19 protein-coding genes are annotated in these 25,876 nt (G+C 43.3%); 9 read left to right on the forward strand and 10 right to left on the reverse strand.

Annotated elements, in window-relative coordinates:
• Positions 1 to 63 precede the first annotated feature (63 nt).
• A complete protein-coding gene (locus DN068_RS00200; RefSeq protein WP_110996858.1) occupies positions 64 to 834 on the reverse strand; it encodes an AMP nucleosidase in 771 nt (256 codons plus the stop codon).
• A gap of 187 nt (positions 835 to 1,021) precedes the next feature.
• Positions 1,022 to 1,693, reverse strand: coding sequence for a response regulator (locus tag DN068_RS00205; protein WP_110996859.1), 672 nt, complete (start codon positions 1,691 to 1,693; stop codon positions 1,022 to 1,024).
• A 444-nt stretch (positions 1,694 to 2,137) separates the two neighbouring features.
• On the opposite strand from DN068_RS00205, the gene DN068_RS00210 reads away from it, so the two are divergent.
• Positions 2,138 to 2,545 (forward strand): type I restriction enzyme HsdR N-terminal domain-containing protein, encoded by a 408-nt coding sequence (locus DN068_RS00210; protein WP_207798819.1) that lies wholly within the window; start codon positions 2,138 to 2,140, stop codon positions 2,543 to 2,545.
• On the opposite strand, the gene DN068_RS00215 is transcribed toward DN068_RS00210, so the two are convergent.
• Positions 2,525 to 4,174: a S41 family peptidase gene (locus DN068_RS00215; protein WP_110996861.1), complete on the reverse strand. Its 1,650-nt coding sequence runs from the start codon at positions 4,172 to 4,174 to the stop codon at positions 2,525 to 2,527. The genes DN068_RS00210 and DN068_RS00215 overlap by 21 nt on opposite strands.
• A gap of 186 nt (positions 4,175 to 4,360) precedes the next feature.
• Between DN068_RS00215 and DN068_RS00220 the strand changes: the two genes are divergently transcribed.
• The gene (locus DN068_RS00220) at positions 4,361 to 5,212 is read left to right on the forward strand and encodes an N-acetylglucosamine kinase (RefSeq protein WP_110996862.1); all 852 of its coding nucleotides are present in this window, start codon (positions 4,361 to 4,363) and stop codon (positions 5,210 to 5,212) included.
• Positions 5,213 to 5,397: 185 nt separating this feature from the next.
• On the opposite strand, the gene DN068_RS22440 is transcribed toward DN068_RS00220, so the two are convergent.
• Positions 5,398 to 7,137, reverse strand: a complete 1,740-nt coding sequence (locus DN068_RS22440; RefSeq protein WP_110996863.1) for an OmpA family protein — start codon at positions 7,135 to 7,137, stop codon at positions 5,398 to 5,400.
• Positions 7,138 to 7,633: 496 nt separating this feature from the next.
• On the opposite strand from DN068_RS22440, the gene DN068_RS00230 reads away from it, so the two are divergent.
• The 3 genes from DN068_RS00230 (at position 7,634) to DN068_RS00240 (ending at position 15,337) form a co-directional block, all read left to right on the forward strand.
• A complete protein-coding gene (locus DN068_RS00230; protein WP_207798820.1) occupies positions 7,634 to 8,596 on the forward strand; it encodes a polyprenyl synthetase family protein in 963 nt (320 codons plus the stop codon).
• A 185-nt stretch (positions 8,597 to 8,781) separates the two neighbouring features.
• Complete coding sequence (gene uvrA, locus DN068_RS00235; protein WP_110996865.1) at positions 8,782 to 11,640, forward strand: excinuclease ABC subunit UvrA; 2,859 nt, start codon at positions 8,782 to 8,784, stop codon at positions 11,638 to 11,640.
• 436 nt (positions 11,641 to 12,076) lie between these two features.
• A complete protein-coding gene (locus DN068_RS00240) occupies positions 12,077 to 15,337 on the forward strand; it encodes a M1 family metallopeptidase (RefSeq protein WP_110996866.1) in 3,261 nt (1,086 codons plus the stop codon).
• A gap of 84 nt (positions 15,338 to 15,421) precedes the next feature.
• Here the strand turns inward: DN068_RS00240 and DN068_RS00245 are convergent, their stop codons facing one another.
• The gene (locus DN068_RS00245) at positions 15,422 to 15,877 is read right to left on the reverse strand and encodes a hypothetical protein (RefSeq protein WP_110996867.1); all 456 of its coding nucleotides are present in this window, start codon (positions 15,875 to 15,877) and stop codon (positions 15,422 to 15,424) included.
• A gap of 263 nt (positions 15,878 to 16,140) precedes the next feature.
• Entirely contained in the window at positions 16,141 to 16,614 is a 474-nt protein-coding gene (locus tag DN068_RS00250) for a hypothetical protein (RefSeq protein ID WP_110996868.1), read from the reverse strand.
• Positions 16,615 to 16,872: 258 nt separating this feature from the next.
• Between DN068_RS00250 and DN068_RS00255 the strand changes: the two genes are divergently transcribed.
• Together DN068_RS00255 and DN068_RS00260 are read left to right on the forward strand one after the other, a co-directional pair.
• Entirely contained in the window at positions 16,873 to 17,025 is a 153-nt protein-coding gene (locus tag DN068_RS00255; RefSeq protein ID WP_110996883.1) for a lmo0937 family membrane protein, read from the forward strand.
• A gap of 109 nt (positions 17,026 to 17,134) precedes the next feature.
• Positions 17,135 to 17,821: a hypothetical protein gene (locus tag DN068_RS00260; RefSeq protein WP_110996869.1), complete on the forward strand. Its 687-nt coding sequence runs from the start codon at positions 17,135 to 17,137 to the stop codon at positions 17,819 to 17,821.
• A 57-nt stretch (positions 17,822 to 17,878) separates the two neighbouring features.
• Here DN068_RS00260 and DN068_RS00265 read toward each other — a convergent pair whose 3' ends face one another.
• Positions 17,879 to 19,717, reverse strand: a complete 1,839-nt coding sequence (locus DN068_RS00265) for an amidophosphoribosyltransferase (protein ID WP_110996870.1) — start codon at positions 19,715 to 19,717, stop codon at positions 17,879 to 17,881.
• A 15-nt stretch (positions 19,718 to 19,732) separates the two neighbouring features.
• Positions 19,733 to 20,437 (reverse strand): LysE family translocator, encoded by a 705-nt coding sequence (locus DN068_RS00270; RefSeq protein WP_110996871.1) that lies wholly within the window; start codon positions 20,435 to 20,437, stop codon positions 19,733 to 19,735.
• Positions 20,438 to 20,815: 378 nt separating this feature from the next.
• Between DN068_RS00270 and DN068_RS00275 the strand changes: the two genes are divergently transcribed.
• Positions 20,816 to 21,418, forward strand: a complete 603-nt coding sequence (locus DN068_RS00275; RefSeq protein WP_110996872.1) for an outer membrane beta-barrel protein — start codon at positions 20,816 to 20,818, stop codon at positions 21,416 to 21,418.
• Between the two features lie 115 nt (positions 21,419 to 21,533).
• Here the strand turns inward: DN068_RS00275 and DN068_RS00280 are convergent, their stop codons facing one another.
• On the reverse strand, positions 21,534 to 23,015 hold the full coding sequence (locus DN068_RS00280) for an ArnT family glycosyltransferase (protein WP_110996873.1): 1,482 nt from the start codon (positions 23,013 to 23,015) through the stop codon (positions 21,534 to 21,536).
• Between the two features lie 185 nt (positions 23,016 to 23,200).
• On the reverse strand, positions 23,201 to 23,644 hold the full coding sequence (gene tsaE, locus DN068_RS00285; protein WP_110996874.1) for a tRNA (adenosine(37)-N6)-threonylcarbamoyltransferase complex ATPase subunit type 1 TsaE: 444 nt from the start codon (positions 23,642 to 23,644) through the stop codon (positions 23,201 to 23,203).
• A gap of 36 nt (positions 23,645 to 23,680) precedes the next feature.
• On the opposite strand from tsaE, the gene DN068_RS00290 reads away from it, so the two are divergent.
• Positions 23,681 to 25,804 carry a heavy metal translocating P-type ATPase gene (locus DN068_RS00290; RefSeq protein ID WP_110996875.1) on the forward strand — a complete coding sequence of 708 codons (2,124 nt, stop codon included), beginning with the start codon at positions 23,681 to 23,683 and terminating at the stop codon, positions 25,802 to 25,804.
• Positions 25,805 to 25,876 lie beyond the last annotated feature (72 nt).

The following is a 25,876-nucleotide window of genomic DNA, read 5'->3' on the forward strand; positions in this document are numbered from 1 at the left end:
CTCCGCTCCGGATGACAAAACGTTGTGGACAAAATCAAAAATCAGCGATCAGGAAATCAGCGCTTAAAAGTGAAGATGCTTCACTGTAAGACCGTTATTGATTAACTGTTTCAATGAATCAATACCGATGCGCAGATGCAGGTCCACAAAGCTTTTGGTTACTTTGCTATCGCTCTCTGCAGTCTTCACGCCTTCCGGTACCATTGGCTGATCAGAAACAAGCAATAAGGCACCCGTTGGAATGCGGTTATAAAAACCTGTCGTAAAAATAGTGGCGGTCTCCATGTCAATTGCCATGGCACGAATCCGTTTCAGGTATTCCTTAAAGTTTTCATCGTGTTCCCATACCCGGCGGTTAGTTGTATAGACCGTGCCAGTCCAGTAATCCTGCGAATAATCACGAATCGTTGTAGATATAGCTTTTTGCAGTGCGAAAGCTGGCAATGCCGGTACTTCTGGCGGGAAATAATCATTGCTCGCCCCTTCACCGCGAATGGCCGCAATGGGAAGAATCAGGTCGCCCACTTTATTCTTTTTCTTTAACCCGCCGCATTTGCCTAAAAACAAAACCGCTTTAGGAGAAATAGCAGAAAGCAGATCCATCACTGTTGCTGCACTAGCGCTGCCCATTCCGAAATTGATAATCGTAATCCCGTCTGCAGTGGCACATTGCATCGGCTTGTCCGAGCCCTCCACCTCCACTTCATGCATTTCCGCAAAGCGGGCCACATAATTACTGAAATTGCAAAGGAGCACATATTTGCCAAAATCTTTTAATTCCTTTCCAGTATAACGCGGCAGCCAATTTTGAACAATCTCTGATTTGGTTTTCATACGGTTCTTTTACTTACCAAATATAACTATTCTGCGAAACGCTGTCAACGAAAGGTAGATGGTTAAATCGTTAAATAGTCGATGCGGCAATTAAACGATGCGATAATGGAATGTGACAAATGTGCTAAAATGTGATCAATGTGTTGCACAACAGGAGCAACTGTCAACTGTCCATTGTCAATTGAAATTACATTTCTGCCTGCGAAATAATCCCATTTTGCAATGCAAACTTCACCATTCCAATCAGATTTTTGGTGCCTAATTTTTTGGCAATATTGTTACGGTATTGCTCAACAGTTCGCTCCGACAGAAAAATCTCCTGGCTTGTTTCTTTAGCAGTCTTCCCCATGCAGAGCAAACGGATAATCGCTACTTCACGGTCGTTGAGTACAATATCGTTGCCATAACGAAACATGACGCGTTCGGTATTTTCTCCGATGCGATTAAAGAGATATGATTTTGCTTCCTCACAAAAAAACTCACGGCGGTCAAGTACGGTATCAACTGCAGTACGTAATATTTGTGCATCTGAACTTTTAGTGACGTAGCCATGAACGCCCGCATCTACCATTTTAGAAATCGTGCATTGATCCGCATGAAATGTATAACAGATGACTCTTGTATTCGGACAACGGTAGCGAAGCTCCCTTACAAGCATATCGCCCGTTCCGTCGGGCAACGAAAAGTCTATAATCGCCAGGTCTGGCTGGTGAAAAGATGCCTGCTCTGCTGCCCCCTGAATCGTGTGGGCAAAATGAAAATGATTAATCCTGTCGTCCAGCAGCATTCTGATGCCATTTACTATAAGTTGATGATCATCGACGACAAGGATATTATAGCGTGTGTTTTTTACTTGCATTTGGTGACAAAAGCTTTACAGGGAGAGCCTGTAGATAATGGTTTGCGAATGGGTACCGGATGAAATTTTCGTTGGGTATTCTTTTCTAAATGTATTTATTTCTTTTGATCGAAAACGTGTCAATTGATAAGTAATTCGGTATCTACAATCTTTTTAAAATATCCTCCGGCAAAAATAACCTACAAGTGCGGTTTCATTATCCCCAAAATCTGCGAAACTATCGTTGAAAGCCGCTACAAATAAGATTTTCAACAACTTTGTTACCCACATGAAACCTATTGCAAACAGGTTGATGACTTTTTAAATATCCAGGAATACAATATCAAGCGAAAAATATACTTACATCAGTTTCTTCACCAGCCTTCTTTCCGCAAAAACGGTCAAAAGCTGTAGTTTCGTCTTATAGTTATGATAACGATAGATTTTTCAGGAATTGAACTTCCCGTGAGAAGGGAAAATGATAAAGTAACTGTTTTTGATCCACTCCGGAAAAAATGGCTGGTACTTACACCTGAAGAACAAGTGCGTCAATATCTGCTCCATTATCTGATGCAGGTAAAAGGCTATCCTAAAACACTGATCGCTGTCGAAAAGAAAATAAAAGTAGGCTCGATGGATAAGCGCTTCGACATTGTCGTATACAATCGTAATCACGAGCCCTGGATGCTTGTAGAATGTAAAGCTCCTTTTGTGGTAATCGATCAGGCCACGCTTTTCCAGTTGCTCAATTATCAGCGCACCATTCAGTGCGACTATTGGGTAATGAGCAACGGGCACCAACACTTTTGTGCTGATGCCCGTAACGTACAAGCCATTTCCTGGCTTACTGATTTACCGCTTTATAATGTCTGAATACTTATTGCCGCGTAAAATCTCCAATGCTTTCTGGATGACATTATCATCTTTCATCGTAATGGAATAATAACCGTTATTACGGAACAGAATACGTGCCAGCTGTGCTTTTGCCTGCAATTTGAAATAAGCAAGACTACCTGGTTTGTTGAGTATTTTCTCGGCAGCACCTTTTTCCGATGGTTTTACTGTTTGCAAATATCCTTTCACAATCGCTTCTTCGCTATCAAAATGCTGATCAAACTCAGCAATCGTTTTATACTGACGGAGCTCTGTGACGTGCGACAGGTAATAATCCCAGAGTGCTATCTTCAATTCATCGCTAAAGATTATTGACAAAATACCACCCGAAAGCTTTGCTGTATCATAAGGCACATAAATATCTGGCTTAATACCGCCACCGCCATACACTACTCGTTTTTGAGAGGTATAATAAACTTTATGATCGTCGTCTTTTGCCGCTGAATCCTTACCAGTCAGTTCGCCCGATTTATAGCGATTTTCGAAATCTTCTTCGTACGCTTCTTTGCCTTTGGCGAATGAACGTTGAATACTGCGACCCGACGGTGTATAATATTTGGCAATGGTAAGACGCAATGCTGAGCCATCGTCCAGATCGTATTGCTCCTGCACGAGGCCTTTACCGAAACTGCGGCGGCCAATCAGCACACCTCTGTCCCAATCCTGAATGGCACCAGAAAGAATTTCACTTGCAGAGGCAGAATTTTCATCTATCAAAACCGCCAGGCGTCCATGTTCGAAAATACCCGGGTCACTTGCTTTATAATCGGTACGTGCAGATTTCCTTCCCTGTGTATAAACAATCAGCTTTTCGTCGTCGAGAAATTGATCAGCAATATGTGTTGCCGCATCGAGATAACCGCCCGGATTGTCGCGCAGATCAAGAATCAGCTGACGCATGCCTTTTTCCTTCAATGATTTCAATGATTTCATGAACTCATCGTAAGTGGTGGCACTAAAGCGATTGATCTTAATAAAACCAGTCTCATTGTCGAGCATCATGCTCGCATCAATGCTGTACAAAGGCACTACATCCCGTTCAATCGGCAGTTGTTTCAGTTTCGCAGAAAGTGCATCTTTGATCGTAAGATTAACGCGGGTATGTTGTTTGCCGCGTAGCATTTTGATGATCTTCTCAGATGTAATTTTTGTACCGGCAACTACTTTATCATCAACTTTAATCAGTTTGTCGCCTTCGTGAATGCCGGCGTGTTCAGCTGGTCCATCTTCCACAACAGACGTAACTTCTATCGTATCACGAACAATTGCAAATTCAACACCAATACCGAAAAAGCTGCCTTCCAGGTCTTCATTAACACCTTGTAATTCATCGGCAGGGATATAAACGGTATGTGGATCCAGGTGGCTGAGAATGCCCGTGATGGCGTCTTTATAAAGAAGGTTTGAATTGACAGAGTCTACATATTTTTCATTAATCAGGTCTATAATTTCTTCGAGACGGTCATTCCGTTCAATGACAGCCTGAATATCTCTTTTATTGCGCAACGTGTCTCTCAGGTTAAAACCAAGAGTCATCCCCAATACCATGACCAAAGCAAAAAGCAGCGGTAGCCATACTTTCAGGCCACCGGATTTCTGTCCATCCATCTGTGTAAAATGAGCACAAAGGTACTCCGTAATATTGAAGTTACTAAGATAGAATCTAAATATTGCAATGTTGAATCGCTTTATAATAAAAGAACAGAGCCGTTTAGAATTTTAATAAAAACAAGGCAAAACAGATTAGGAAATTATGGCGGCATCATGCAAATTTGTATTTCAATCGCCGTTCTAATGTCCTCTTTGCTTCTCGCCGAAAGTGGCTCGACCAAAACAGACTGGTGCCTTATCCGAAAAGGAAAAAAACCGGTAGAATTCCGGACAACAGGTATCAATCCGCTTCTGCAATCTACCGAAGAAATCATGTCCGTTCTTCACAATGAATTGCACTGGAATCCTAAAATTCATGCAGCTGAAAAAATTTCTTTTTATGGTTCCGGCGCAGGCAGCGCACAACGGCAAAAAGAAATCGCCGCAGTATTGAAAAAATTCTTCGGTTCCGGTGCAGTGGAAGTGCAAAGCGATATGATGGCCGCTGCAAGAGCTTTATGTGGCGATCAGAAAGGTATTGTCTGTATTTTAGGCACCGGAAGTAACTCCTGCTTTTACAACGGGAAAACAATTAAAGAGCAGCAGGCTTCACTTGGTTATATTGCGGGCGATGAAGGCAGTGGGAACCACCTAGGAAAAAGAGTACTGCAATATTATGCATATAAGACCTTCGATCTGGAATTGACACTTGCATTTGAGAAGCTATTCGGTAATGACTTGCCAGAAATCCTCCGAAAATTATACCGCGAACCTTTTCCAAATCGCTACCTGGCGCAGTTTGTGCAGTTGCTGGTGGAAAATCGCGGGCATTATATGGTTGAAAACATCCTGGAAGATTGTCTGAATGACTTTTTCCACAATCATATCCTCAAATATCGCCAAAGCTGGAAATCGCCTATTCATTTCACAGGTTCTATAGCTTACTTGTTTCAGGATATCATTCTTGATATTTCTCATCAATATGAGCTTGAATTAGGGAAAATCGAAAAAAGCCCCATTCAGGGTTTAATGAATTACCATAAGAGTTCGCTTTAATTATAAATGACCTTAAAAAGAAATGTGCCTTTCCGCAATACGCGGAAAGGCACATTTCTTTTTTACAATATATAGCGTATACCTCTGGTTAATTCATTTCATGAACTAATTACAAACAGTCTCAAAACAAAAAGCCTCCTGCAAATTGCAGGAGGCTTTCAATTTATGTTATCTAACGAGAGATATTAGTTTCTTCTCAGGTTAGGGAATGGAGGAGGTACGTTACCAGGACCTTCTTCACCAGGTTGAGCTGAACGATACATAACTGAGTTAGGATCGCCTGCTTGGCCATATTGGAAGATGAAACGGTTACGATCTACACCATTCTTTTCGCTCATGTACTCAATGATTGAGTTCACGCGATCCCAAGAACGTTGTTGTTGAACTTTGCTTGTGTTACCTTGACCGATGATTACCACTTTACAAGTTGGGTTAGCTTGCATTTGAGCAGCAAGTGTAGCCAGCTGAGCTTGCATTGCAGGAGTCACTTTAGAAGAGTTAGCACCGAAAGTGATAGAACCAGCACCGATGTTACCACAAGTTACAGCAGCAGTACCACAACCTGGAGGACATGGACATTTACCGATACCATCAGCGTCAACTGGTTGACATTCTGTTGGAGTGATCAGTTGTTTATCACGATCATCTGGAACGCCGTCACCATCAGTATCCATTGGACAACCATGGCTATCAACAGCTACACCAGAAGGAGTGCCTGGACATTTGTCGAATTGGTCTGCGATACCATCACCGTCAGAATCAGACAGAACTGGTTCAGGCAGTACCATGTGACGTGGATTGCTGAGTTCGCCGTAGCTGTAATCCAGTGGGTTAACCCAGTACAGTGGCTCAACATTTTTCTTACCGTTACCGAGGTTGAAGTTAACACCTACGTTAAAGTAGTTGATCGCATCTCTGTTCTGAGACAGTACAGGGTTACCTGGTACCTGCTCAGCCCAACGTTGACCGTCGAGGAGATCTTCCTGAGCACCCAAAGGCATAGTCAGACGATCTTCCAGAGAGATATTAACGCGTTTGCTTACACGGAACTGAGCACCAACACCGATACTACCGGCGAAGTCAACTGTTTTCTTGTTGAACAGTTTTGGACGACGACCGCCTTCTTCTGTTTCACCATCAGTTTCATAGCTCTTATCCATCAGGCTCTGCAGATCTTTACGAACATCATTTCTTTTGTCGTAAGGGATCGTACCATTAACGGCGTATTTATCAATGATAGCTTGATAATCATACGTTTGGTATTGATCGTTCAGAGAGTTGATCCAAGTTTGGTGAGCGATTGCACCCAGACCCACGAAAGCGTAGAAAGAAACGCCAGTGTGAGCTTTATGGAACTTGATGTTGTTAGTAGAAGCCATCAGGTCGATAGATGCCTGGTGTACTTCAGTTTTGTAGTTGTAGAATACTGGTTTACCTGCGTAACCACCAGATCCTGCTGCACCCCAGTTAGTACCATTCCAAGCTGGGTTCAGAGAATAGTTGGTAGATGGTTGCCATTGCAGACCGAAACCGTTACCGTAGATGTACTGAGCACGGATTGACATCACATAACCCAAAGATTTACGAACGTGCGCGTGGAAACCATAACCACCTTTCTGCCACAGCATCAGAGATGGAACGTCACCAGAGATATTGTACAGACCAGCACCAACACCTACTTCCCACATGTTACGTGGCTTAGAAGGGAATTGATATTGGTGGTTAAGGAACTTGCGATGTTGTTCCATACGTGACTTAGGCACATAGCTGGAATCTAATACATCGTAGCTGCCACCGCGATAGGTCATATCGCGATTTCCCCACTGTGATGTAGAAGACTGTGATCCGCTTTCTTGTGCAAAAGCTGACTGAGCACCCATAATGGTACATATGCCAGCAAGCAATAGGTACTTTTTGTTGACCATAACAGATTATTTATTTAAAGAATCTTTAGTTTGTTAAATTAATGGGTAAAACTGTGACAAAGGTAGTCTTCACTTTTAAAAAAACAAAAAACTCAAAACGTTTTTTCTTTATTTATATGCGTTTAACATGAATAATTATTAACTATTTGTAATGAGATTTCGAGAAGAAATCTTTTACCAGTCAAAAAATGATTCCCTTTTTTCACAAACTTTACTTTCATCATAAGTCTTATCAAAGACTATGCCAAAGTTTGAAAATCGTCCCGAATGGGACCTTTTAAAGGGAAAATATTTTCCTATAGCACAAACCGGCATCTTTTGATTTAGCAATTTTCATGCCATGACAAAAAAACGTCAAATAATGCTTTCTTCTGTCAATCATCATAATACAATCTTTATGCCAATATTTAGCAAGTCCGCGTAGCTGAAAAAATTTCTTTTATTAATCAAATCTTCTACGACTTTTGCATTTCCCTGATCGAATATACATAATCAAATGGAACTTGTCAAGAACGTTATAGGTTACGAACTTAATGAATTTGAAAAAAAATTCACGAATAATGTGAAGGGAAGCAACCCTTTACTCGACCGTATCATGCGTTTCATCATCCGAAGAAAGGGAAAACAGATGCGTCCGATGTTCGTTTTTCTGGCAGCAAGAATTGCGGGCGACATTAATGAATCAACCTATCGCGCAGCTTCACTTATAGAATTATTACATACGGCAACCCTTGTACATGATGATGTTGTAGATAATGCCATGGTGCGTAGAAATTTTTTCTCAATAAACGCCCTCTGGAAAAACAAGATCGCTGTGCTTGTCGGTGATTATTTACTCGCCAAGGGCCTTCTGCTTTCACTCGACAACAATGATTTTCAAATCCTGCAACTCGTATCCCGAGCGGTAAAAGAAATGAGCGAAGGTGAATTGCTCCAAATGGAAAAAGCCAGAAAACTCGACATCCGCGAAGATGTCTATTTTGAGATCATCCGTGCGAAAACTGCTTCGCTTTTATCTGCCGCTTGTGGCGCCGGCGCTTATTCTACAACTCAAGACCAATCTGTTGCTGAACGATTCCGTCTGTTCGGAGAAAAAGTGGGTATCGCTTTCCAAATTAAAGACGATCTCTTCGATTATGGTCAGGATAATATCGGCAAACCAACCGGCATAGATATTAAAGAAAAAAAGATGACCCTTCCGCTTATATATACATTGCAACATGCCGAAAAAGATGTGAAGCGCAAGATCATTTATATTGTAAAAAATAAAAGTACTGATCGTCAGAAAGTAAACGAAGTGATAGAACTGGTAAAACAATCAGGTGGCATCGAATATGCAGCGCAAAAGATGATGGAATACAAATCAGAAGCATTGCAAATTCTGAAGGAATACCCAGACAGTCCGGCACGCCAGGCAATGATTGAACTGGTGGAATATGTGATTGACCGGAAATACTAATTCTATTGACAGTTATTTCAGTCTAGTAAAAAATCCGCTCAGATACCGTGAGCGGATTTTTTATATCTGGTTGTTACGACGTATTAACCCGTTTACGTATTAACGTATCACCCCATTAACGTATTACCTATTGCCCTATTAACGGATTAACCCAAAAGCTACGTAAATTGCGTATCACTATTTCTATGGCTAAGAAAGAACAATTGCAGGATCAGAATGGATTCATTGAAGTGCTGGGTGCCAAAGTCCACAATCTCAAAAATTTAGACGTACGGATTCCAAAAAATAAGCTGGTTGTTATTACTGGTATTTCCGGCAGTGGTAAATCATCGCTTGCTTTCGACACCATTTTTGCCGAAGGTCAGCGCCGTTATATGGAAAGTTTTGCCGCGTATGCCCGTCAGTTTATGGGTGATCTCGACCGTCCGGATGTGGACAAGGTAAGTGGCTTGTCTCCGGTTATTTCCATCGAACAAAAAACGACCAACCGCAACCCACGTTCTACAGTGGGAACGGTAACGGAAGTGTACGATTTTATGCGTCTCCTGTACGCTCGTGTTGGAGAGGCATTTTCTTATAATACCGGCAAGAAAATGACCAAGTTTTCCGAAGAGGAAATCGTATCGCATATCTATGAAAATTTCTCCGGTAAGAAAATTGCTTTGCTTGCACCATTAGTGCGTGGCCGTAAAGGACATTACCGCGAACTTTTTGAGCAATTGCGCAAACAAGGTTATCTGAAAGTGCGCATTGACGGTGAAATCACCGACCTCAAAGAACGCATGCAGCTGGATCGTTATAAAATCCACGATATTGAACTGGTAGTAGATCGCATGCTTGTGCAAGATGACGCGCAGGCGCGCTTGAGCCAAAGCATTCAAAAGTCTCTGCAAATGGGAAAAGATCTGATGTTTGTATTGAACACAGATAAAAACACCCTTGCACAATACTCCAAACAACTGATGTGTGCGGACACCGGTCTTTCGTATGAAGAACCTTCGCCAAACACATTCTCGTTCAACTCACCTTATGGCGCTTGTCCACGTTGTAAAGGTCTGGGTAGTGTGTATCTCGTAAACATGGATGAAATTATTCCCGACCGGAATAAATCGATCAATGACGGGGGTATTGCACCACTCGGTTCTGAGCGTGATGCGTGGACTTATCAACAGGCAATGATTCTGGCGAAGAAGAATAAAATTCCGCTGAACAAGCCTATCAAAGATATTCCGCAAGCACAGATGAATATTCTGCTTTATGGCAATGAAGAAGGCGTGCTTTCTTATACTGATGACGAATCAGAAGCTTACCACGAGCAGCTTGCAGAGCATCATCATAATTACGAAGGCATCATCAATATGGTGCTGCGCTGGTTTAATGAAACCACTTCTGAAGCCATACGTGACTGGGCTGAAGGTTATATGCAGCTGAGCACTTGTCCGGAATGTAACGGCGCTCGTCTGAAGAAAGAAAGCCTTTGGTTTAAAGTTGATAATAAAAATGTTGCAGAGCTTTCGCAGCAATCATTGCAAGAACTAATGCAATGGTTTACCGGCATCGAAGAACGACTGAGCGAAAAACAACGTGTGATCGCGAAAGATATTCTGAAAGAAATCCGCGATCGGCTGCATTTCCTGCTTGACGTAGGTTTACATTATCTTACACTAGACCGTGCTACGCGAACACTGAGTGGTGGCGAATCACAGCGCATCCGACTGGCAACGCAAATTGGTTCGCAGCTTACGGGTATTACGTACATTCTCGATGAACCGAGTATTGGCCTGCACCAAAGAGATAATCACAAGTTGATTTCGGCGCTGCAAAACCTGCGCGACGGAGGCAACTCGGTGCTCGTTGTAGAACACGATAAAGATATTATGCTCGCTGCCGATCATCTCATCGATATTGGCCCTGCAGCGGGTATTCACGGTGGACGAATTGTAAGCCAGGGAACACCTGCGGAGGTAATCAAAGACAAAACCACAACTGCCGGTTTCTTAAATCATACTTTAAAAATCGCCGTACCGGAAGAACGAAGAAAAGGGAATGGCAACAAGCTAAAGCTAAAAGGCGCTACCGGCAACAATCTGAAGAATGTAAGCATTACATTACCGTTGGGCACATTTATCTGTATCAGCGGCGTATCCGGTAGTGGCAAAAGTACCTTGATCAATGAAACACTCTACCCTATTCTGGGTAAACATTGCTATCATAATTTCAAGCAACAGCCCATGCCGTACAAATCGGTTGAAGGCCTCGAAAAAATTGATAAAGTAATTGAAATTGATCAAAGCCCGATTGGCCGTACGCCGAGAAGCAATCCAGCAACATATTGTGGGTTCTTCAATGAAATTCGCCAGCTGTTTTCGCAAGTTCCGGAAGCAAAAATTCGCGGCTATAATGCAGGTCGTTTTTCATTTAATGTAAAAGGCGGTCGCTGTGAAGAATGCCAGGGCGGCGGCATGCGCGTGATTGAAATGAACTTCCTGCCGGATGTTTATGTGCCTTGCGAAAAATGTAATGGTCAGCGTTACAATCGTGAAACCCTGGAAATTCGCTACAAAGGAAAATCAATCGCTGATGTATTGAACATGACTGTTGCAGATGCGGTGGAATTTTTCATCAACGTACCATTCCTGCATCGTAAAATAAAAACACTGGAAGATGTGGGTCTGGGTTATGTAACGCTTGGACAAAATGCGGTAACGCTTTCTGGTGGCGAAGCACAGCGTGTAAAACTTGCGACGGAATTATCTAAACGTGATACGGGTCAAACGATTTATATTCTTGATGAACCGACAACGGGTCTGCATTTCCAGGATATCGAACATCTGCTTACAGTGTTGAACAGATTGGTAGATCGCGGCAACACCGTATTAGTCATTGAACACAACCTTGATGTCGTAAAAGTGGCGGACTATGTAATTGACATGGGTCCTGAAGGCGGTGGTGGCGGTGGAAAAGTCGTTGGTGAAGGAACACCGGAAGTGATTGCGAAGATCAAGGAAAGCCATACGGGGCAGTACTTAAAACTGGAACTTTAGATCGCTGAGTTAATTTGGTGAAATGTGTTTAATATGAAGAATGTGCACCACACCATTTAATCACTGATTTCACAAAAAATGAAAATATAAACGTACGCGGCTGGCAGATTTCTGCTGGCCGTTTTTTTGTTTCATCCCTGGCCCCTGAAGGGGAATTCCTACGCGAGTATATTCACAGAGTTGAGCGAAATTTTTTTTAAGAGCGTGAGCCCCATTATTTCGCGGGATATCTCCTACGTCGATATGACATTCTGGTTATACATCCACATTAATCATCGGATTATCGAATTATTGGACTTACAGTTGACATTTGACGTTTCACGTTTGACCATTCCCCACATTAAACACATTATGCACATTAAATTACCGCATTCCTCAACATTACCGCATTGCCGCATTATTACGTATTTTCACCCCACTTTTTTATTGCCACCGCATGAAGAAAATTTTACTGGCAATTGGTTTTGCCGCTAGTTCTATTACAAGTTTTGCGCAGCTCAACGATAACACGTACCGCAGCAGCACCAATCCGCTTTACTGGCAGAATCGCAAGCCAGATGGGGCTTACTGGCAACAGGATGTTCATTACACGATCGACGCCAGGATTGATGAGACCAACAATTCCATCAACGCTACCGAGCAACTGGAGTACTGGAATAATTCTCCGGACACGCTGCATTTTGTGTATTTCCACCTTTGGCAAAATGCATTTATCAAAGGCTCCTACCTGCATAATCTCGAAAAAACGCTTCATCAAAAGACGGTTTTAGGGAAAAACGAAGCAGCCGGACTGGGCACAATTGTGGAAAATCTGAAAGTAAACGGTGCTGAAGTGAAATCCGAACTGGACAACTCCATTCTGAAAGTGTACCTGCCAAAACCTTTGTTGCCGAACAGCAAGGTTACATTCGCAATGAATTTTACCACCTGGTATGATAAAGGCAGCACCCGCCGCCGCATGCAGATGTGGAACGCCTGGGGCGCTACACACTACAACGGTGTACAATGGTTCCCAAAAATTACCGTTTACGATCGCAAGTTTGGCTGGGATACTTACCAACATCTGAACAAGGAGTTTTACGGTGATTTCGGTTCTTATGATGTATCGCTCAACTTCTCGTCCAACTATGTAGTAGAAGCTACAGGCGTGTTGGAAAACCGTTCAGAAGTATTGCCGGATGCACTCCGCGCCAAACTCGATATCAAAAATTTCGCGAATAAAAAATGGAACGAACCGCCATCCATTATTACTCCATATAATAAAAACGAGCGTAAGACATGGCGCTATCACGCCGATAACGTGCATGATTTTGCTTTCACTGCCGATCCTTCTTATCGCATTGGCGATACAACCTGGAATGGTATAGAATGTGTAGCAATCGCGCAAGAGCCCCACGCCTCAGGCTGGCAAAACGGAGCTGAATACGTCGCAAAAATCATCAAGACTTTTTCTGAAGACATCGGCATGTATCAGTATCCGAAAATGGTAGCTGCTGATGCCAACGACGGCATGGAATACCCGATGCTGACATTAGACGGTGGTCGCGAACCTGGCTACAGAGGTTTGCTGGTGCATGAAATCGGCCACAACTGGTTTTATGGAATGGTGGGCAGCAATGAAACTTATCGTGCAGCTATGGACGAAGGTTTTACTCAATTCCTCACTGCATATGGACTTCGTCGTATTGATGGAGATACAATGGTAGTAGATCAACCGAAATCAAAATTCAAACGCTGGCTGACTGAGCCAACAATTGCAGAAGAGCGTAATGTTTTCAGTGCCTATACTTATGATGCGTTGAACCAAACCGAAACGCCGATCAATACACATTCTAATGACTTTAACGATGCATTAGGCCATGAAGGTGGTTACCGTCAGGTATATTTCAAAACAGCGACGATGCTGTACAATTTGCAATACACGCTGGGCGATTCATTGTTCCTGGCAACGATGCAACATTATTTCAAACAATGGCGTTTCGGCCATCCATACTTTGAAGATTTCCGCGCTTCCGTGATTCAATTCACACACGCCGATCTCAACTGGTTTTTCGATCAATGGTTTGAAACAACAAAAACGATCGATTACAAAATTGGTAAGATCCGCAAAATCGACGGACGTGACAGCTTTGCCATTCGTCTGCAACGTGTAGGCAAAATGCAGATGCCAATTGATTTTACAGTAACTGCGAAAAATGGCGAGAAACATAGCTTCTATGTTTCCAACGATTGGTTTACGAAACAAACAGATGCAACGGTTTTACCGAAATGGTATGGCTGGAGCAAGATTCAACCAACCTACGACGCACATGTGTACATTCCGTCTGGCATTCGTCGTGTACAATTAGATACCACATTCCGCCTGGCCGATGTAGATTATGAAAACAATTACAAATCACGCGGATTACCGGTTGCGCCACAATCCATCAAACTAAAGCTGGACGGCGGCTTCAACATGCCGAATGACCGTCGTTATTATCGCATGTATATCCGTCCTGATCTTTGGTGGAACTCAGTAGATGGCGTTAAAGCAGGTGTACATTTTGAAGGAGATTATTTCGGTAGCCTGCATAAAATAGATGCAACGGTTTGGTGGAATACGCACGTAGGTCAGGAAGGTCAATACCAAAGCTTAAAAAGTGAAGGATGGTATGCGCGCTACCTGCCATTGAGTTATACGTTCAATTATGTTTCGCCGCTTACTCGTCGCTATGCAAAACTGCAACTGCAAATCAACAGCCGTATTCTGGATGGTTTGAATTATCACCGTGCAGGTTTTAACTGGTTACCGAATGCAGCAAACACCGTGCAGCTATACGGACAAACAATGTGGCGTCAGTTAAATTACGATCTGGACTATCTGCTGTACCCACAAGAATGGAGCAGTAAAATGGCACATCCGAATTCATCACTGAATCTCGCATGGAATCACCGCTATCATTACGTTCACGGCGATGGTAACTATACGTTCAGCTTCCGTGCACCTTTCTTCACCGGCAACAACAGCAAAGCATTTAACTATAGCTATGCACAGATCGAAGCCGTGAACTATAACAAACTTGACAAACTCGAAATCCGCACTCGCCTCTTTGGCCGTTATGGTACCGGTTCCAATATTCCGTATGAAAGCGCTTTGTTCTTAGCTGGCGCAAATCCGGAGCAAATGATGGAAGACAAGTACACACGCAGCCAGGGTTTTGTACCGGACGACTGGCAAGGTTATTCCCGTTATGATGTAAACCATTTCCAGCAAGGCGGTGGACTAAACCTTCGCGGTTACGCCGGCTATTTTGCGGCAGACGAACGCAACGGCAATGTGATGGTAGCTTATAAAGGTCGCAGTGGTGCTTCCGCAAACCTGGAAGTAGATGTAGATGATTATATTCCGCTGAAGCCACGCCTGACGCGCAACTGGCTGCACGCAGACCTGTACGCCTTTGCAGACGCGGGCCTGATGGAATTGAGCAATTACCAGTCTTCTGATTTTACCCAGATCACACCAACGACAATGTGGAGTGATATCCGTTTTGATGCCGGTGCCGGTATTGCATTCACTATTAAAAAATGGGGCATCTTCGATAAAGCGAAACCATTAACGCTGCGCTTTGACGTACCGCTGTTCCTGAATCGTCCGCCGTATGCCAATCCGCAATACACAACATTCCGTTATGTAATCGGTATCAACAGGACATTCTAAATGATCTCAACCTTAAAATAAAAATCCCTCTCCAAGATATCATGGAGAGGGACTTTTGCTTTATAGATATTTTATCTGGCAGTATTATTGCTGCGTCAATACAGCAGAGGTTCTTACTGTATCAGATTTCATTGAACTAGTGTTGGTACGTTTTACTAACGCATCAGAAAGCGTCACACTCATTTTGCCATTGCTGATGGTAACATTTGCAGTACCTGCGTTGTCAATTGACTCGTAAATTGATTTTACGCCACCTTGAGTAACCGCAGTAATCTTGATCTGATTATCCGCCTCAACGTCATCCACAATATTAAACGTACCACCAATCACAGGTACGATGTTGAACTGAATCGTGTAGACGTTTGTCTGATCAGTAGAAGCCAACACAGAGTAACCTGCAGCGTCAGACTTTGACACAATGGTCGGATTGTAAGTGGCGCCCGCCAGTGTAAATGAATTTGAAGGGCCATTATCGTCCTTTTTGCAGGATGTCGCAAAAATTACGGACAGGGTTGCAGCGCCAAGCAGGATCTTTTTCATTATAAAATATTTAGAGGTGTTTCTTTTTGTGGCGTAAATAAAGAGGTATTTTCCAAGAAATCCAACCCCTAATAAGGCTATTTTTCCGTTAAAAGCCCCATGCCAACACATACTTCGCACTGTCTCCGCGCTGAAAAAAGGAACATCCGCCTGTCTATGAAAACATTATCTGCATAATGCGTTTCACGTTTACAGGAAATGCACAGCCATAAAAAAAGGTCCACACATCCGTGTGAACCTTTCCTATTTATCTTTTTGACAGACTAGTTTTCAACCAGTGTACCGGAGATTTTCACTGTATCCTGTACGGTATTAACGCTGCGCATTGCAGAGATTTCAGGAACAACTACAGTGACTTTACCACCATTAACGGTAACAGTAGCTGTCGCTGCGGAAGTTGCCAGGCTTGTGTAAGCAGCCATACCCGTTCCACTTACTGCTGTAGCCAAAATAGCCACTTCATCAGCAGCAGTTGGTGCTACAGTAACGATCTTGTAAGTACCGTTCGCTGTAGGCATTGTCTGGAACGTTGTTGAAAATGAATTACCACTTTGATCAAGACCAGTAAGAGATCCCAGATTTCCGCCTGTTCCTCTAACAGTGCTGGATGGATTGTAGGTAGTACCAGCTAATGTATAAGTGCTGGTGCCAGATGGACCGCTTTTATCGTCGTTCTTTTTGCAAGATGTTGCGAACATTACGGAAAGGGCTGCGGCGCCGAGTAATACTTTTCTCATTTTAAAAATGTTTTAGAAGGTGTTTTTTGGTGGCGTAAATAAAGAGGTATTTTTTAAGATTTGCAACCCCAACTATGTTGTTTTTTTCTTCAAAAACCTTGATTTAACTCATTCTTATTGTTAAAACGCTGTTGAGGGCAATTGTACAAAAAGGCTATTTCTTTAATACGTTTCACTCCTTTTTAAGAAAATAATAGTTTTTGGGGAGGAATGTTGGCACAGTCTTTTGAGGTTCTAATTGAACCAAAAACTATAATCATGAGATCGCTATTGTATATCATCGCCGTGATTTTGCTCATAGGCTGGTTGTTAGGTGCTTTTGTATGGAATGCAGGCAGCATCATTTATATCTTACTCGTACTGGCCATTATATCTTTTTTATTGGGTGTCATCAGAAGAGGCGAAGTGTAGATCAAACAGTCAGGATTTTGTAAAAGAATAGTAAGCCGGTTGCGGGAGCAGCGGGCTTTACTTGCAAATAGTTTATCTATGATATATCTTAGGAGAAATCCCTGTCGAGATGCGTATCTCTATTTATCTTCTTTCTTTTCTGATCTTCATTGCCGCCTGCAAAAAAGAAGATCCAGGTCCGTTACATTATTTTGTATTGCCGGCAGATTCAGATTGTGCACCAGTGCTGTTGGACAGCTTTCCGCTTACACAGGGCCATGTTTGGATTTATGACAGCGGCGACACAATGAGGACCCTTGCGGACACAATTATCAATGGCAGCAAAACGACCAAACTCTGCATAGGACAAGGGGCCAATCTCGTCAATTATCATTTGAAGAATGCCAGCGATGGATTTTGGAATCTTGCGTTCCCACTTGATTCTGCCACGCCTCGAAATGCAGGATTAAGTGCCTATTTATATGATATGAATTCAGTTGGCAATAGCCTGAACGCAGTCCCTATCAGGCTCATGAAATTCCCGATAGTACTCAACGACACTTTTTCCTCCGGCGAAAATTATTTTGGGGAATATTATCAATCTCAATGGATAACCTTTAAAAGAATTACAACTGTAGCCGGGACATTTGATTGTGCTGTTTTAAAAGTACAAAGCAGCGGCGCACAATCCTGGTACAGATATTATTCCACCAAAGGATTAGTAAGAGAAATTTCAGTAGTTACGTTTGGCTCGAAAGCGAAAGACGATCCTGGTTTTTACTACAGCACTACAGATCTGATCAGCATCAATTTCTGACATAAAAAAGCCCCCGCAGCAAGTACTGTGGGGGCCTATAATTTAAACCAGCAGCGATTAATAACCTCTGCCTTCTTTTTGTTCCATGTAATTCATGAATGCTTTGTTAGCTACACGATTACCGCCCGGTGTCGGATAGTTACCAGTAAAATACCAGTCACCTTTATTGTGCGGACAAGCGTCGTACAAACCTTCTACTGATTGGTAAATAATATCCACAGAAGCGCTCACATCTTCCGGACGGAGTAATTCTGCGATCTTTTTACTTACTTCTTCTGGCGTGAATGGTGCGTAGATTGCTTTTACAAAGTTTTGTTCTTTCAACTGACCATTTGCTTCCGCATCTTTACACTGTTGGAAAGTTTCCTGCAGCACATTTTCCATGCCACGGTCTTTCAACAAAGCAACAGCTGCCTGGAAGGCAATGAAATCGCCCATTCTACTCATATCGATACCGTAGCAATCGGGGAAGCGGATTTGTGGCGCGGAAGAAACAACGATGATACGTTTCGGCCCCAGACGATCCAGCATTTTGATAATGCTTTCGCGCAGCGTGGTACCACGAACGATGGAGTCATCAATCACTACCAGCGTGTCACCTTGTTTTACGGTACCATAAGTGATATCGTATACGTGCTGCACCATTTCATTACGCGAAGCGTCTTCGGTAATGAACGTACGCATCTTCACATCTTTAATCGCAATCTTCTCAATGCGCACGCGGCGATTGATCAGTTCACGCGTTTCCTCTTCTGTCAATGTACGGGAGTGAATACGGCTGATCTTGATTTCGTTCAGATAATCTTCCAAACCTTTGATCAAACCATAAAACGCGATTTCCGCGGTATTTGGGATAAAAGAAACAATCGTATTTTTCAGATCATTGTCGATCATGTCCAGCACTTTTGGTGCCAGGTTACGACCAAGATCCATTCGTTCACGGTAAATATCAGCATCGCTGCCGCGGCTGAAATAGATACGTTCGAAGCTACAAGCTTTATGTTCACCCGCTTCCAGAATCTGAGGATTAGTCAGACTGCCGTTAGCTTTAATGATGATGGCACTACCCGGTCTCAGTTCTTTAATTTCTTCCAAAGGAACATTGAAAGTAGTCATGATTGCCGGACGTTCAGACGCCGCAACAATCACTTCATCATTCTGGAAGAAATAAGCGGGACGGATACCGTTCGGATCGCGCATCACAAAGCTGTCTCCATTACCGATAAGACCACTGCATACATAACCGCCGTCAAAATGACCGGTAGCCTGTTTCAGAATACCTTCGATATTAAGCGCTTCAGGATCTGTATCATCAGCCAGACAGAGATAGTAGTGTACCATCTCAATCATTGCGCCCAGATCACTTTCGCGAATGGTAGTCGTGGGGTGTGCATCCAGCATCGAAAACAACTCATCTGTATTTACCAGATTAAAGTTGCCCGCCATCGTAAGCGTACGTGTCGGGTTGATGCTTGGTTTCATAAAAGGATGGCAGAACTCCACATTGTTGCGGCCTTGTGTACCGTAACGGAGGTGGCCCAGCAGGGTTTCACCCATAAAGTTGAGATACCCCTTCAGCAAACCGGGATACTGACGTATGTCCGGGTACATTTTTTCGAGGTCGCTTACTTCCTGCTGAATGTTCTGGAAGATTTTAGAAATAGCTTGCGCACCGCTGATGCGCATTCTGTGCATAAACTGGTGGCCTGGCTCTACGTTAAGCTTTACGGTTGCAATACCTGCACCATCCTGCCCACGATTGTGCTGCTTTTCCATAAGCAGGTACAATTTGTTAAGGCCATAAAAAGCTGTTCCGTATTTGCGGTGGTAGTAAGCCAGTGGTTTCAGAAGGCGGATGTATGCTAATCCGCATTCGTGGCGTATCGCGTCAGACATGAGGCTGCAAAGATACTAAGCTTTGGCAATCTTTAAAATTTCAGTGTATCGGTAATGGTTATATGAGGATTTTCGCTCGGCAGGATTCTTTAATTCAATATTAAGTATTGTGAGAATCAGAATGGCAACACCAAATACTAACAAACAGAGCGACGAGAATTTATGCAAGTACATAATTTTCCGCAAGGTGAGCTTTCTGCGAATGGAATCCGCCAATATAACTTTCAGTAAATCAACACCTAAAACCAATCCCAGACAACAACCGAAAAATATAAACCGGTAAAAACCGACCTCAGCCGCAGTAGCCGTAGCTGCCAATATCCATTGCAAAATAAGTGCGGGATTTAGTGTATTCAACAGAAATCCGCTTCCCCATATCTTGAAATATTCGCTTTTATTGATAGTAACTTTTTTGGTAGACGGTCGCTGGGGTTTGTATTTTTTTAATAAACCTACCGCTCCTGCAATCATCAAGGCAGCAGCTGCGAGATAAGAAAGCGTACGTGCATATTGATGAAACCACTGCAACCATGGCGTAGCCATATTGGCAATAGTCACGTACATAATATCACTGAACGAAACCCCCAATACGAACGCTACCCCCGCTTTGTAGCTGTGGTTAAGACTGTAACGGATTATAGCAAACAGAGTTGGGCCGACCGAAATGGCCATAAACAGGCCAAGTGACAAGCCACCAACGACAGCTGAGGTTATTTGCATGGTGGCAAGATAGTGAGTTCTTCTGAGAGCTTCGCCAAATAACTTTTCAACAATTACATCTAAAGGGTTAAAACATCGGCCGTTACTACGTTATTAGCGTGAGTGTTCTCAAGGGTCACTCAATCGGCGAAACTCTTTAAACACAAATGTCCTTTCGAAACAGTTACGCCAGATTTGTCCTTTTGCCGCCAGCATTCTTTCTCCGGTTAAACTCCCTTGCGTCGCACGCTGCATCTCCGGCACTACTATTGATCATTGTCCGTACGATCTGAAAACAAGCCCGCATTGTACACTTTTATACATAAAGAGAAAAAAAGTGGAATACAATTTGAGTTATCCTCCGAAGTCGCACTCGACTTCATTCACAAAATAATTAAGATGAAAAAACATTTACTGCGCCTCTCTGTACTATGCGCTGTTTTTAATGGCGTTGCCGCCCATGCTCAGACCGAGAAAGGAAATTTACTCGTTGGCTCTGACGTTTCGAACTTCAAACTGAATTTCCAAAAAGAAAATACAGCTTTCAGTATGAATATTTCTCCGAAACTGGGTTATTTCATCGAAGATAATATCGCTGTTGGCGGTTACGTTAATATCGATTTTTCAACCAGCGATGGCGCCTCCGACCTCGGCTATGGAGTTGGTGCATTCGGCCGTTATTATCTGAAGGATAAAAAAGTGCAGGTCTTAAAACGTTCTTGCTTTTTCGCGGAAGCCAATGCAGGTTTTGCAGGCAGAAATATTTCAGTAAAGGATGGTGGCAAAACAAACACAAACGGTCTGGGAATTGGTTTCGGTCCGGGATGGAGCTATTTCGTAACACCTAACATTGGCCTGGAAGCCTTGCTGAAATATAATATTGCCGCAGGTTTCGGCAACGCCACTACAAGCAATTCACTCGACTTCAATGTAGGTTTTCAGATTTACCTGCCGGGTAAAAAAATGCAGAAACAATTGAAATCAGATATTACACACCCATAGCCCCTAAAGGGTAACTCCTGCCCTGCTTCAATTTCCATCTTGATTAAAAGCGTCTCTATAACAATTATGGAGACGCTTTTTTTCTTCAAAAGAAACCAGCTTCTAATTTTTGACTTTAGTTCGCTCCGCGCAAACTGTCAACCGCATAAATTCTTACGGCGCGGAAATCTTCCAGAACATGCGTATAAAAATGCGTTTCTGCAAAATCTTTGTTTCTCGTACTGTACACGACTATTTTATCACCAGCCGCTACATTCCATGGGGTCCACTGATCTCTGCGCGTCACCTTCATTCCCTTCAGTTCCATCACACGTATATACCAGATCAGATTGGTTTCACTGTAATCCATGATCAGTTTATAATTCTGGATATTGCGACTACCACGCAATGCGCTTTGCAGGAAGAAGCCCATTTCCTGGTTTTCCGCTTCCCATCGTTCTGTTTGTGGATTAAGCGTTTCATTAAGCATTTTACGAAACGGCACAAAACTGATAGCGGCCACCACAACCACAGAAACGAGCGCCGCCAGCCATAACTTTTCCGAAAATCTTTTTTGCAAAAAAACCGTGAACAAATAAACGGGCACAGCTGCGAGCATCGCCATAAAAGGATACGCCGGCAATGCGTACCACAAAAATTTTGTACCTGCGGCGGAAATGATAATCAGAAAACTGAATGAAAAGAATGCAGCGAAAACAATGAAACGTTTCAGCGTTCTGTTTTTTATAAATATTGAAACACCAGTTCCAACCACCGCAAACGGCCACCAGTAAAGAAATCCGCGCCTGGCAATGTCATTTATATAGTAGCTGACCGGAAGTGGATCATTATTTAAAGAATGGAAGAAGCGACCCGAAACATCCAGCCCCCAGAAAGCTTTGAAAAAGCCAGGATCAGCTTGCTGACGAATAACAAAATAAACAGTAAGTGGAACAATGCTCAATAAAGCGCCCCAATAAAACCGTGGCATTTTGAGTACAGTTGTCAGTTGTTTATTCCAGAGCGTATACAAAAACAAACCAGGCAAGATCATTAGCGCTGCAATACCTTTTGTAAGAAAAGCGATACTCAAAAAAGCAAACGTCTTGTTCAGATATTTCTTCTCTCCGGTTTGCAGAAACGCAAAATAAAAAAGACCTGTTGCAGTAAGAGTCAAAGTGAGCAACGCGTCGTAGTCGCCGGTCCGCGTGCCGTGCAGCATTACATATCCAGATGATGACACCAGTATGATCGCAGCTATAATACCAAGCAATTGTTTTTTCAGAAACTCCCGGCAAAAACCAAATATCAATAAGCAGGTAAGCAGCGCAGCTATAGCCGACGGAAGCCGCAAAGAAAGTTCGCTATAACCAAACGTGCGCAGACTGAAAGCCTGGAGCCAGATCAATAGTGGTGGTTTCGGATTCCAGTAATCAGGCTGACCATCAAAAGTTGTGGTCACCCAATTGCCGCTTTGCACCATCTCAAATGCGTTATTGGCCAGCCGCTGCTCATCATACAACTGCAGCGGCGTTTCGTTAAGATGCCCGAATAAAGGCAACGCCACTATGCAGATAATCAGTAAATAAAGAATTACAGAGTATTTACGCAACAACATATATTTAACGTATTCCCTGCAAAACAATAAAAATAAATTGAAACCTCATCTAACGTCCGCTGAGGGAGAAGAACGTCCGCCAACAGCAAACGAAACAATCTGCACATGATATTTAGCCTTACCAAACTCAGAAGACGAAGCATGATAAGGCTATTCGCTGACACTACCCTTGATGGCTGGGATAATTAGTGACTCACCAGATTCACCGTCATGCTGCGCTTATTATCTTCCAATGTTTCTATGCTGATCCATAAGTAAGGAAGCGGAAACAATTCGATCGCCTGTTCCGGCCATTCTACAAAACAATAGGCATCACTCAGCAATGCATCTTCCATTCCGGCATTGATGGCTTCGTCCGTATCTTTCACACGGTACCAGTCCATATGATAAATCTTATTGTCCATAGCATTTGCCTGGAAATGATACTCATTAATAAGCGCAAATGTGGGGCTGCTTACGGCATCGGTCACGCCCAGATATTCACAAAGCGTATGAACAAAAGTCGTTTTCCCTGCACCCAGCTCTCCGCTGAAAGCCAATACTCTGTAGTGATGCGCGTATTGCCAAAACTGTTCGACAGCATTTTTAATTGTTACCAAAGAATAGGAAATTTGTAAAACTGGTGTCATAACTGGATAAATTCTGGTTGTGAAAATTTAAAGCTCATGAACAAAACCTACGCAACGCGGATAGAAGGTATGACCTGCGGTAATTGTGCATTAACCGTTTCAAAATTACTGGAGAAAAAAGGAATGACCAATATCTCTGTTAATGCTGTTTCCGGCGATGCAAATTTTACGGCTGCCGGAGATACGGACGTAGTGAAGATTTATGATGCGATTGACGGACTTGGTTACCACGTCATACGGGATACTGACGAAGCAGACATACATGCAGGCCATCATCATCACCAGAGCAAACACAATGACAATACATTATTACTGATCTGCGCAGCATTTACCATTCCGCTTTTGCTGCACATGTTTATTTCCTGGCCGTTTCTCCACAATCCCTGGGTACAATTAGTTTTAGCAACCCCTGTATTTGCCATCGGCTGTTATTCTTTTATGCCCAGTGCGTTCCGTTCGCTGAAACATGGCATTCCCAACATGGATGTGCTGATTATGATCGGTGCATCGGCGGCTTATATTTATTCACTTGCGGGCTTGTTATTGACCAATCAGGCGCATCACTATCTTTTCTTCGAAACAACTGCAGCCATTATTACATTGGTCATGTTTGGCAACTGGCTGGAACGCCAAACCGTAAAATCTACTTCAGCTGCAATCGACGATCTCGTTCGTTTGCAGCCACAAAAAGCGCGCATTGTCATGACCGACAGCATCGGCAAAGAAAGCGTGATGGAAGTAGAAAGCAAGTATGTACGTAACGGAGATGTAGTACTCGTAAACCATGGTGACAGCGTGCCGGTGGATGGCGTCATTGTACATGGCACTGCCCTGCTCGACGAACACATGATCACCGGCGAAAGTATGCCGGTGCAAAAAGAAATCAACGATGCCGTAGTTGGTGGCACATTAGTACAGGAAGGAAATTTACGGGTAAAAGCAACGACCGTTGGGGCGGAGTCTGTGCTTAGTAACATCATTCGAATGGTGCGTGAAGCCCAGGCCACCAAACCGCCAATGCAGAAACTGGCGGATAAAATCAGCGCCATATTTGTTCCGGCGGTACTCGGTATTGCGCTCATCACTTTCCTGATCAACTACTTTGCGGTCTCCATCGATTTTGAACAGTCAATGATGCGTGCCATTGCTGTGATGGTTATCTCCTGCCCCTGTGCGATGGGACTTGCCACACCTGCTGCGGTAGCTGTAGGACTGGGACGCGCCGCGCGCAACGGCATTCTGGTAAAAGGCGGCGACACTTTGGAACGCATGAAAACGGTAAAGCAGATTGTGTTTGACAAAACAGGCACACTGACCACCGGGCAATTACAAGTGGAACAAGTGGTAACAAACGGCATTGATGAAAATAACTTCCGATCCGTCGTTGTTGCGATAGAGCAACGTTCCTCACATCCAATCGCGAAGTCCATTATTGCACAATGGAAAAATGTTCATCCTGTTTCGTTCCCCACAATAGAAGAAATAAAAGGCAAGGGCATGCAGGCCACAGATGAAAACGGCGATGTATGGCAACTTGGATCTGAACGCTGGCTGGGCACTGGCGCACCGTCCGGCCACGATCTTTACCTGGTAAAAAACGGGCATTATACCGGAGCGTTAAGTATCAGTGATACGCTTCGCGATGATGCCAAAGAAACGATTGAAACATTGCACCGTCATGGCTACAAAACCATTTTACTCAGCGGCGACAAAAAAGATAAATGCGAAAAAATAGCGGCAGCGCTCGGTATTGACGAAGTGTACAGCGAACAATCGCCCGAACAGAAAAATAACAGACTCGAATCGTACATAAAATCGGCCCCGACAGCAATGGTTGGTGATGGCATTAATGACGCACCGGCGTTAGCAAAAGCGACAGTCGGTATTTCCCTGAGCGATGCCACACATATCGCCATGCAATCGGCCAACGTGATTTTGTCCAATAATAAACTTTCTTCTTTGCCAAAGGCTTTACGTCTTGGTATTTATACAGATCAAACCATCCGGCAAAACCTATTCTTGGCATTCTTTTATAATATCTGTGCCATTCCCATAGCAGCCGTAGGATTGCTTTCACCAACATGGGGTGCCGGCCTGATGGCCGTGAGCGATGTGGTTCTGATTTTAAACTCATTAAGGCTGGGCATTCGCCGCTTGTAGCAGAAAAACACTATATGAACGGCTGATTTTAAGGATTCGTATTTGTTATTTCGCGAGCCAAAGCCCTGACGG

Origin of the sequence: Taibaiella soli (genome assembly GCF_003236175.1) — a bacterium.
Lineage (GTDB): Bacteria > Bacteroidota > Bacteroidia > Chitinophagales > Chitinophagaceae > QKTW01.

Bases quoted from the DNA above. Each gene is read 5' to 3' on its own strand.
- DN068_RS00200 (WP_110996858.1), bottom strand. From the start codon at position 834: ATGAAAACCAAATCAGAGATTGTTCAAAATTGGCTGCCGCGTTATACT.
- DN068_RS00205 (WP_110996859.1), bottom strand. From the start codon at position 1,693: ATGCAAGTAAAAAACACACGCTATAATATCCTTGTCGTCGATGATCAT.
- DN068_RS00215 (WP_110996861.1), bottom strand. From the start codon at position 4,174: ATGGATGGACAGAAATCCGGTGGCCTGAAAGTATGGCTACCGCTGCTT.
- DN068_RS00220 (WP_110996862.1), top strand. From the start codon at position 4,361: ATGTCCTCTTTGCTTCTCGCCGAAAGTGGCTCGACCAAAACAGACTGG.
- DN068_RS22440 (WP_110996863.1), bottom strand. From the start codon at position 7,137: ATGGTCAACAAAAAGTACCTATTGCTTGCTGGCATATGTACCATTATG.
- DN068_RS00230 (WP_207798820.1), top strand. From the start codon at position 7,634: ATGGAACTTGTCAAGAACGTTATAGGTTACGAACTTAATGAATTTGAA.
- uvrA (WP_110996865.1), top strand. From the start codon at position 8,782: ATGGCTAAGAAAGAACAATTGCAGGATCAGAATGGATTCATTGAAGTG.
- DN068_RS00240 (WP_110996866.1), top strand. From the start codon at position 12,077: ATGAAGAAAATTTTACTGGCAATTGGTTTTGCCGCTAGTTCTATTACA.
- DN068_RS00245 (WP_110996867.1), bottom strand. From the start codon at position 15,877: ATGAAAAAGATCCTGCTTGGCGCTGCAACCCTGTCCGTAATTTTTGCG.
- DN068_RS00250 (WP_110996868.1), bottom strand. From the start codon at position 16,614: ATGAGAAAAGTATTACTCGGCGCCGCAGCCCTTTCCGTAATGTTCGCA.
- DN068_RS00255 (WP_110996883.1), top strand. From the start codon at position 16,873: ATGAGATCGCTATTGTATATCATCGCCGTGATTTTGCTCATAGGCTGG.
- DN068_RS00260 (WP_110996869.1), top strand. From the start codon at position 17,135: ATGCGTATCTCTATTTATCTTCTTTCTTTTCTGATCTTCATTGCCGCC.
- DN068_RS00265 (WP_110996870.1), bottom strand. From the start codon at position 19,717: ATGTCTGACGCGATACGCCACGAATGCGGATTAGCATACATCCGCCTT.
- DN068_RS00270 (WP_110996871.1), bottom strand. From the start codon at position 20,437: ATGCAAATAACCTCAGCTGTCGTTGGTGGCTTGTCACTTGGCCTGTTT.
- DN068_RS00275 (WP_110996872.1), top strand. From the start codon at position 20,816: ATGAAAAAACATTTACTGCGCCTCTCTGTACTATGCGCTGTTTTTAAT.
- DN068_RS00280 (WP_110996873.1), bottom strand. From the start codon at position 23,015: ATGTTGTTGCGTAAATACTCTGTAATTCTTTATTTACTGATTATCTGC.
- tsaE (WP_110996874.1), bottom strand. From the start codon at position 23,644: ATGACACCAGTTTTACAAATTTCCTATTCTTTGGTAACAATTAAAAAT.
- DN068_RS00290 (WP_110996875.1), top strand. From the start codon at position 23,681: ATGAACAAAACCTACGCAACGCGGATAGAAGGTATGACCTGCGGTAAT.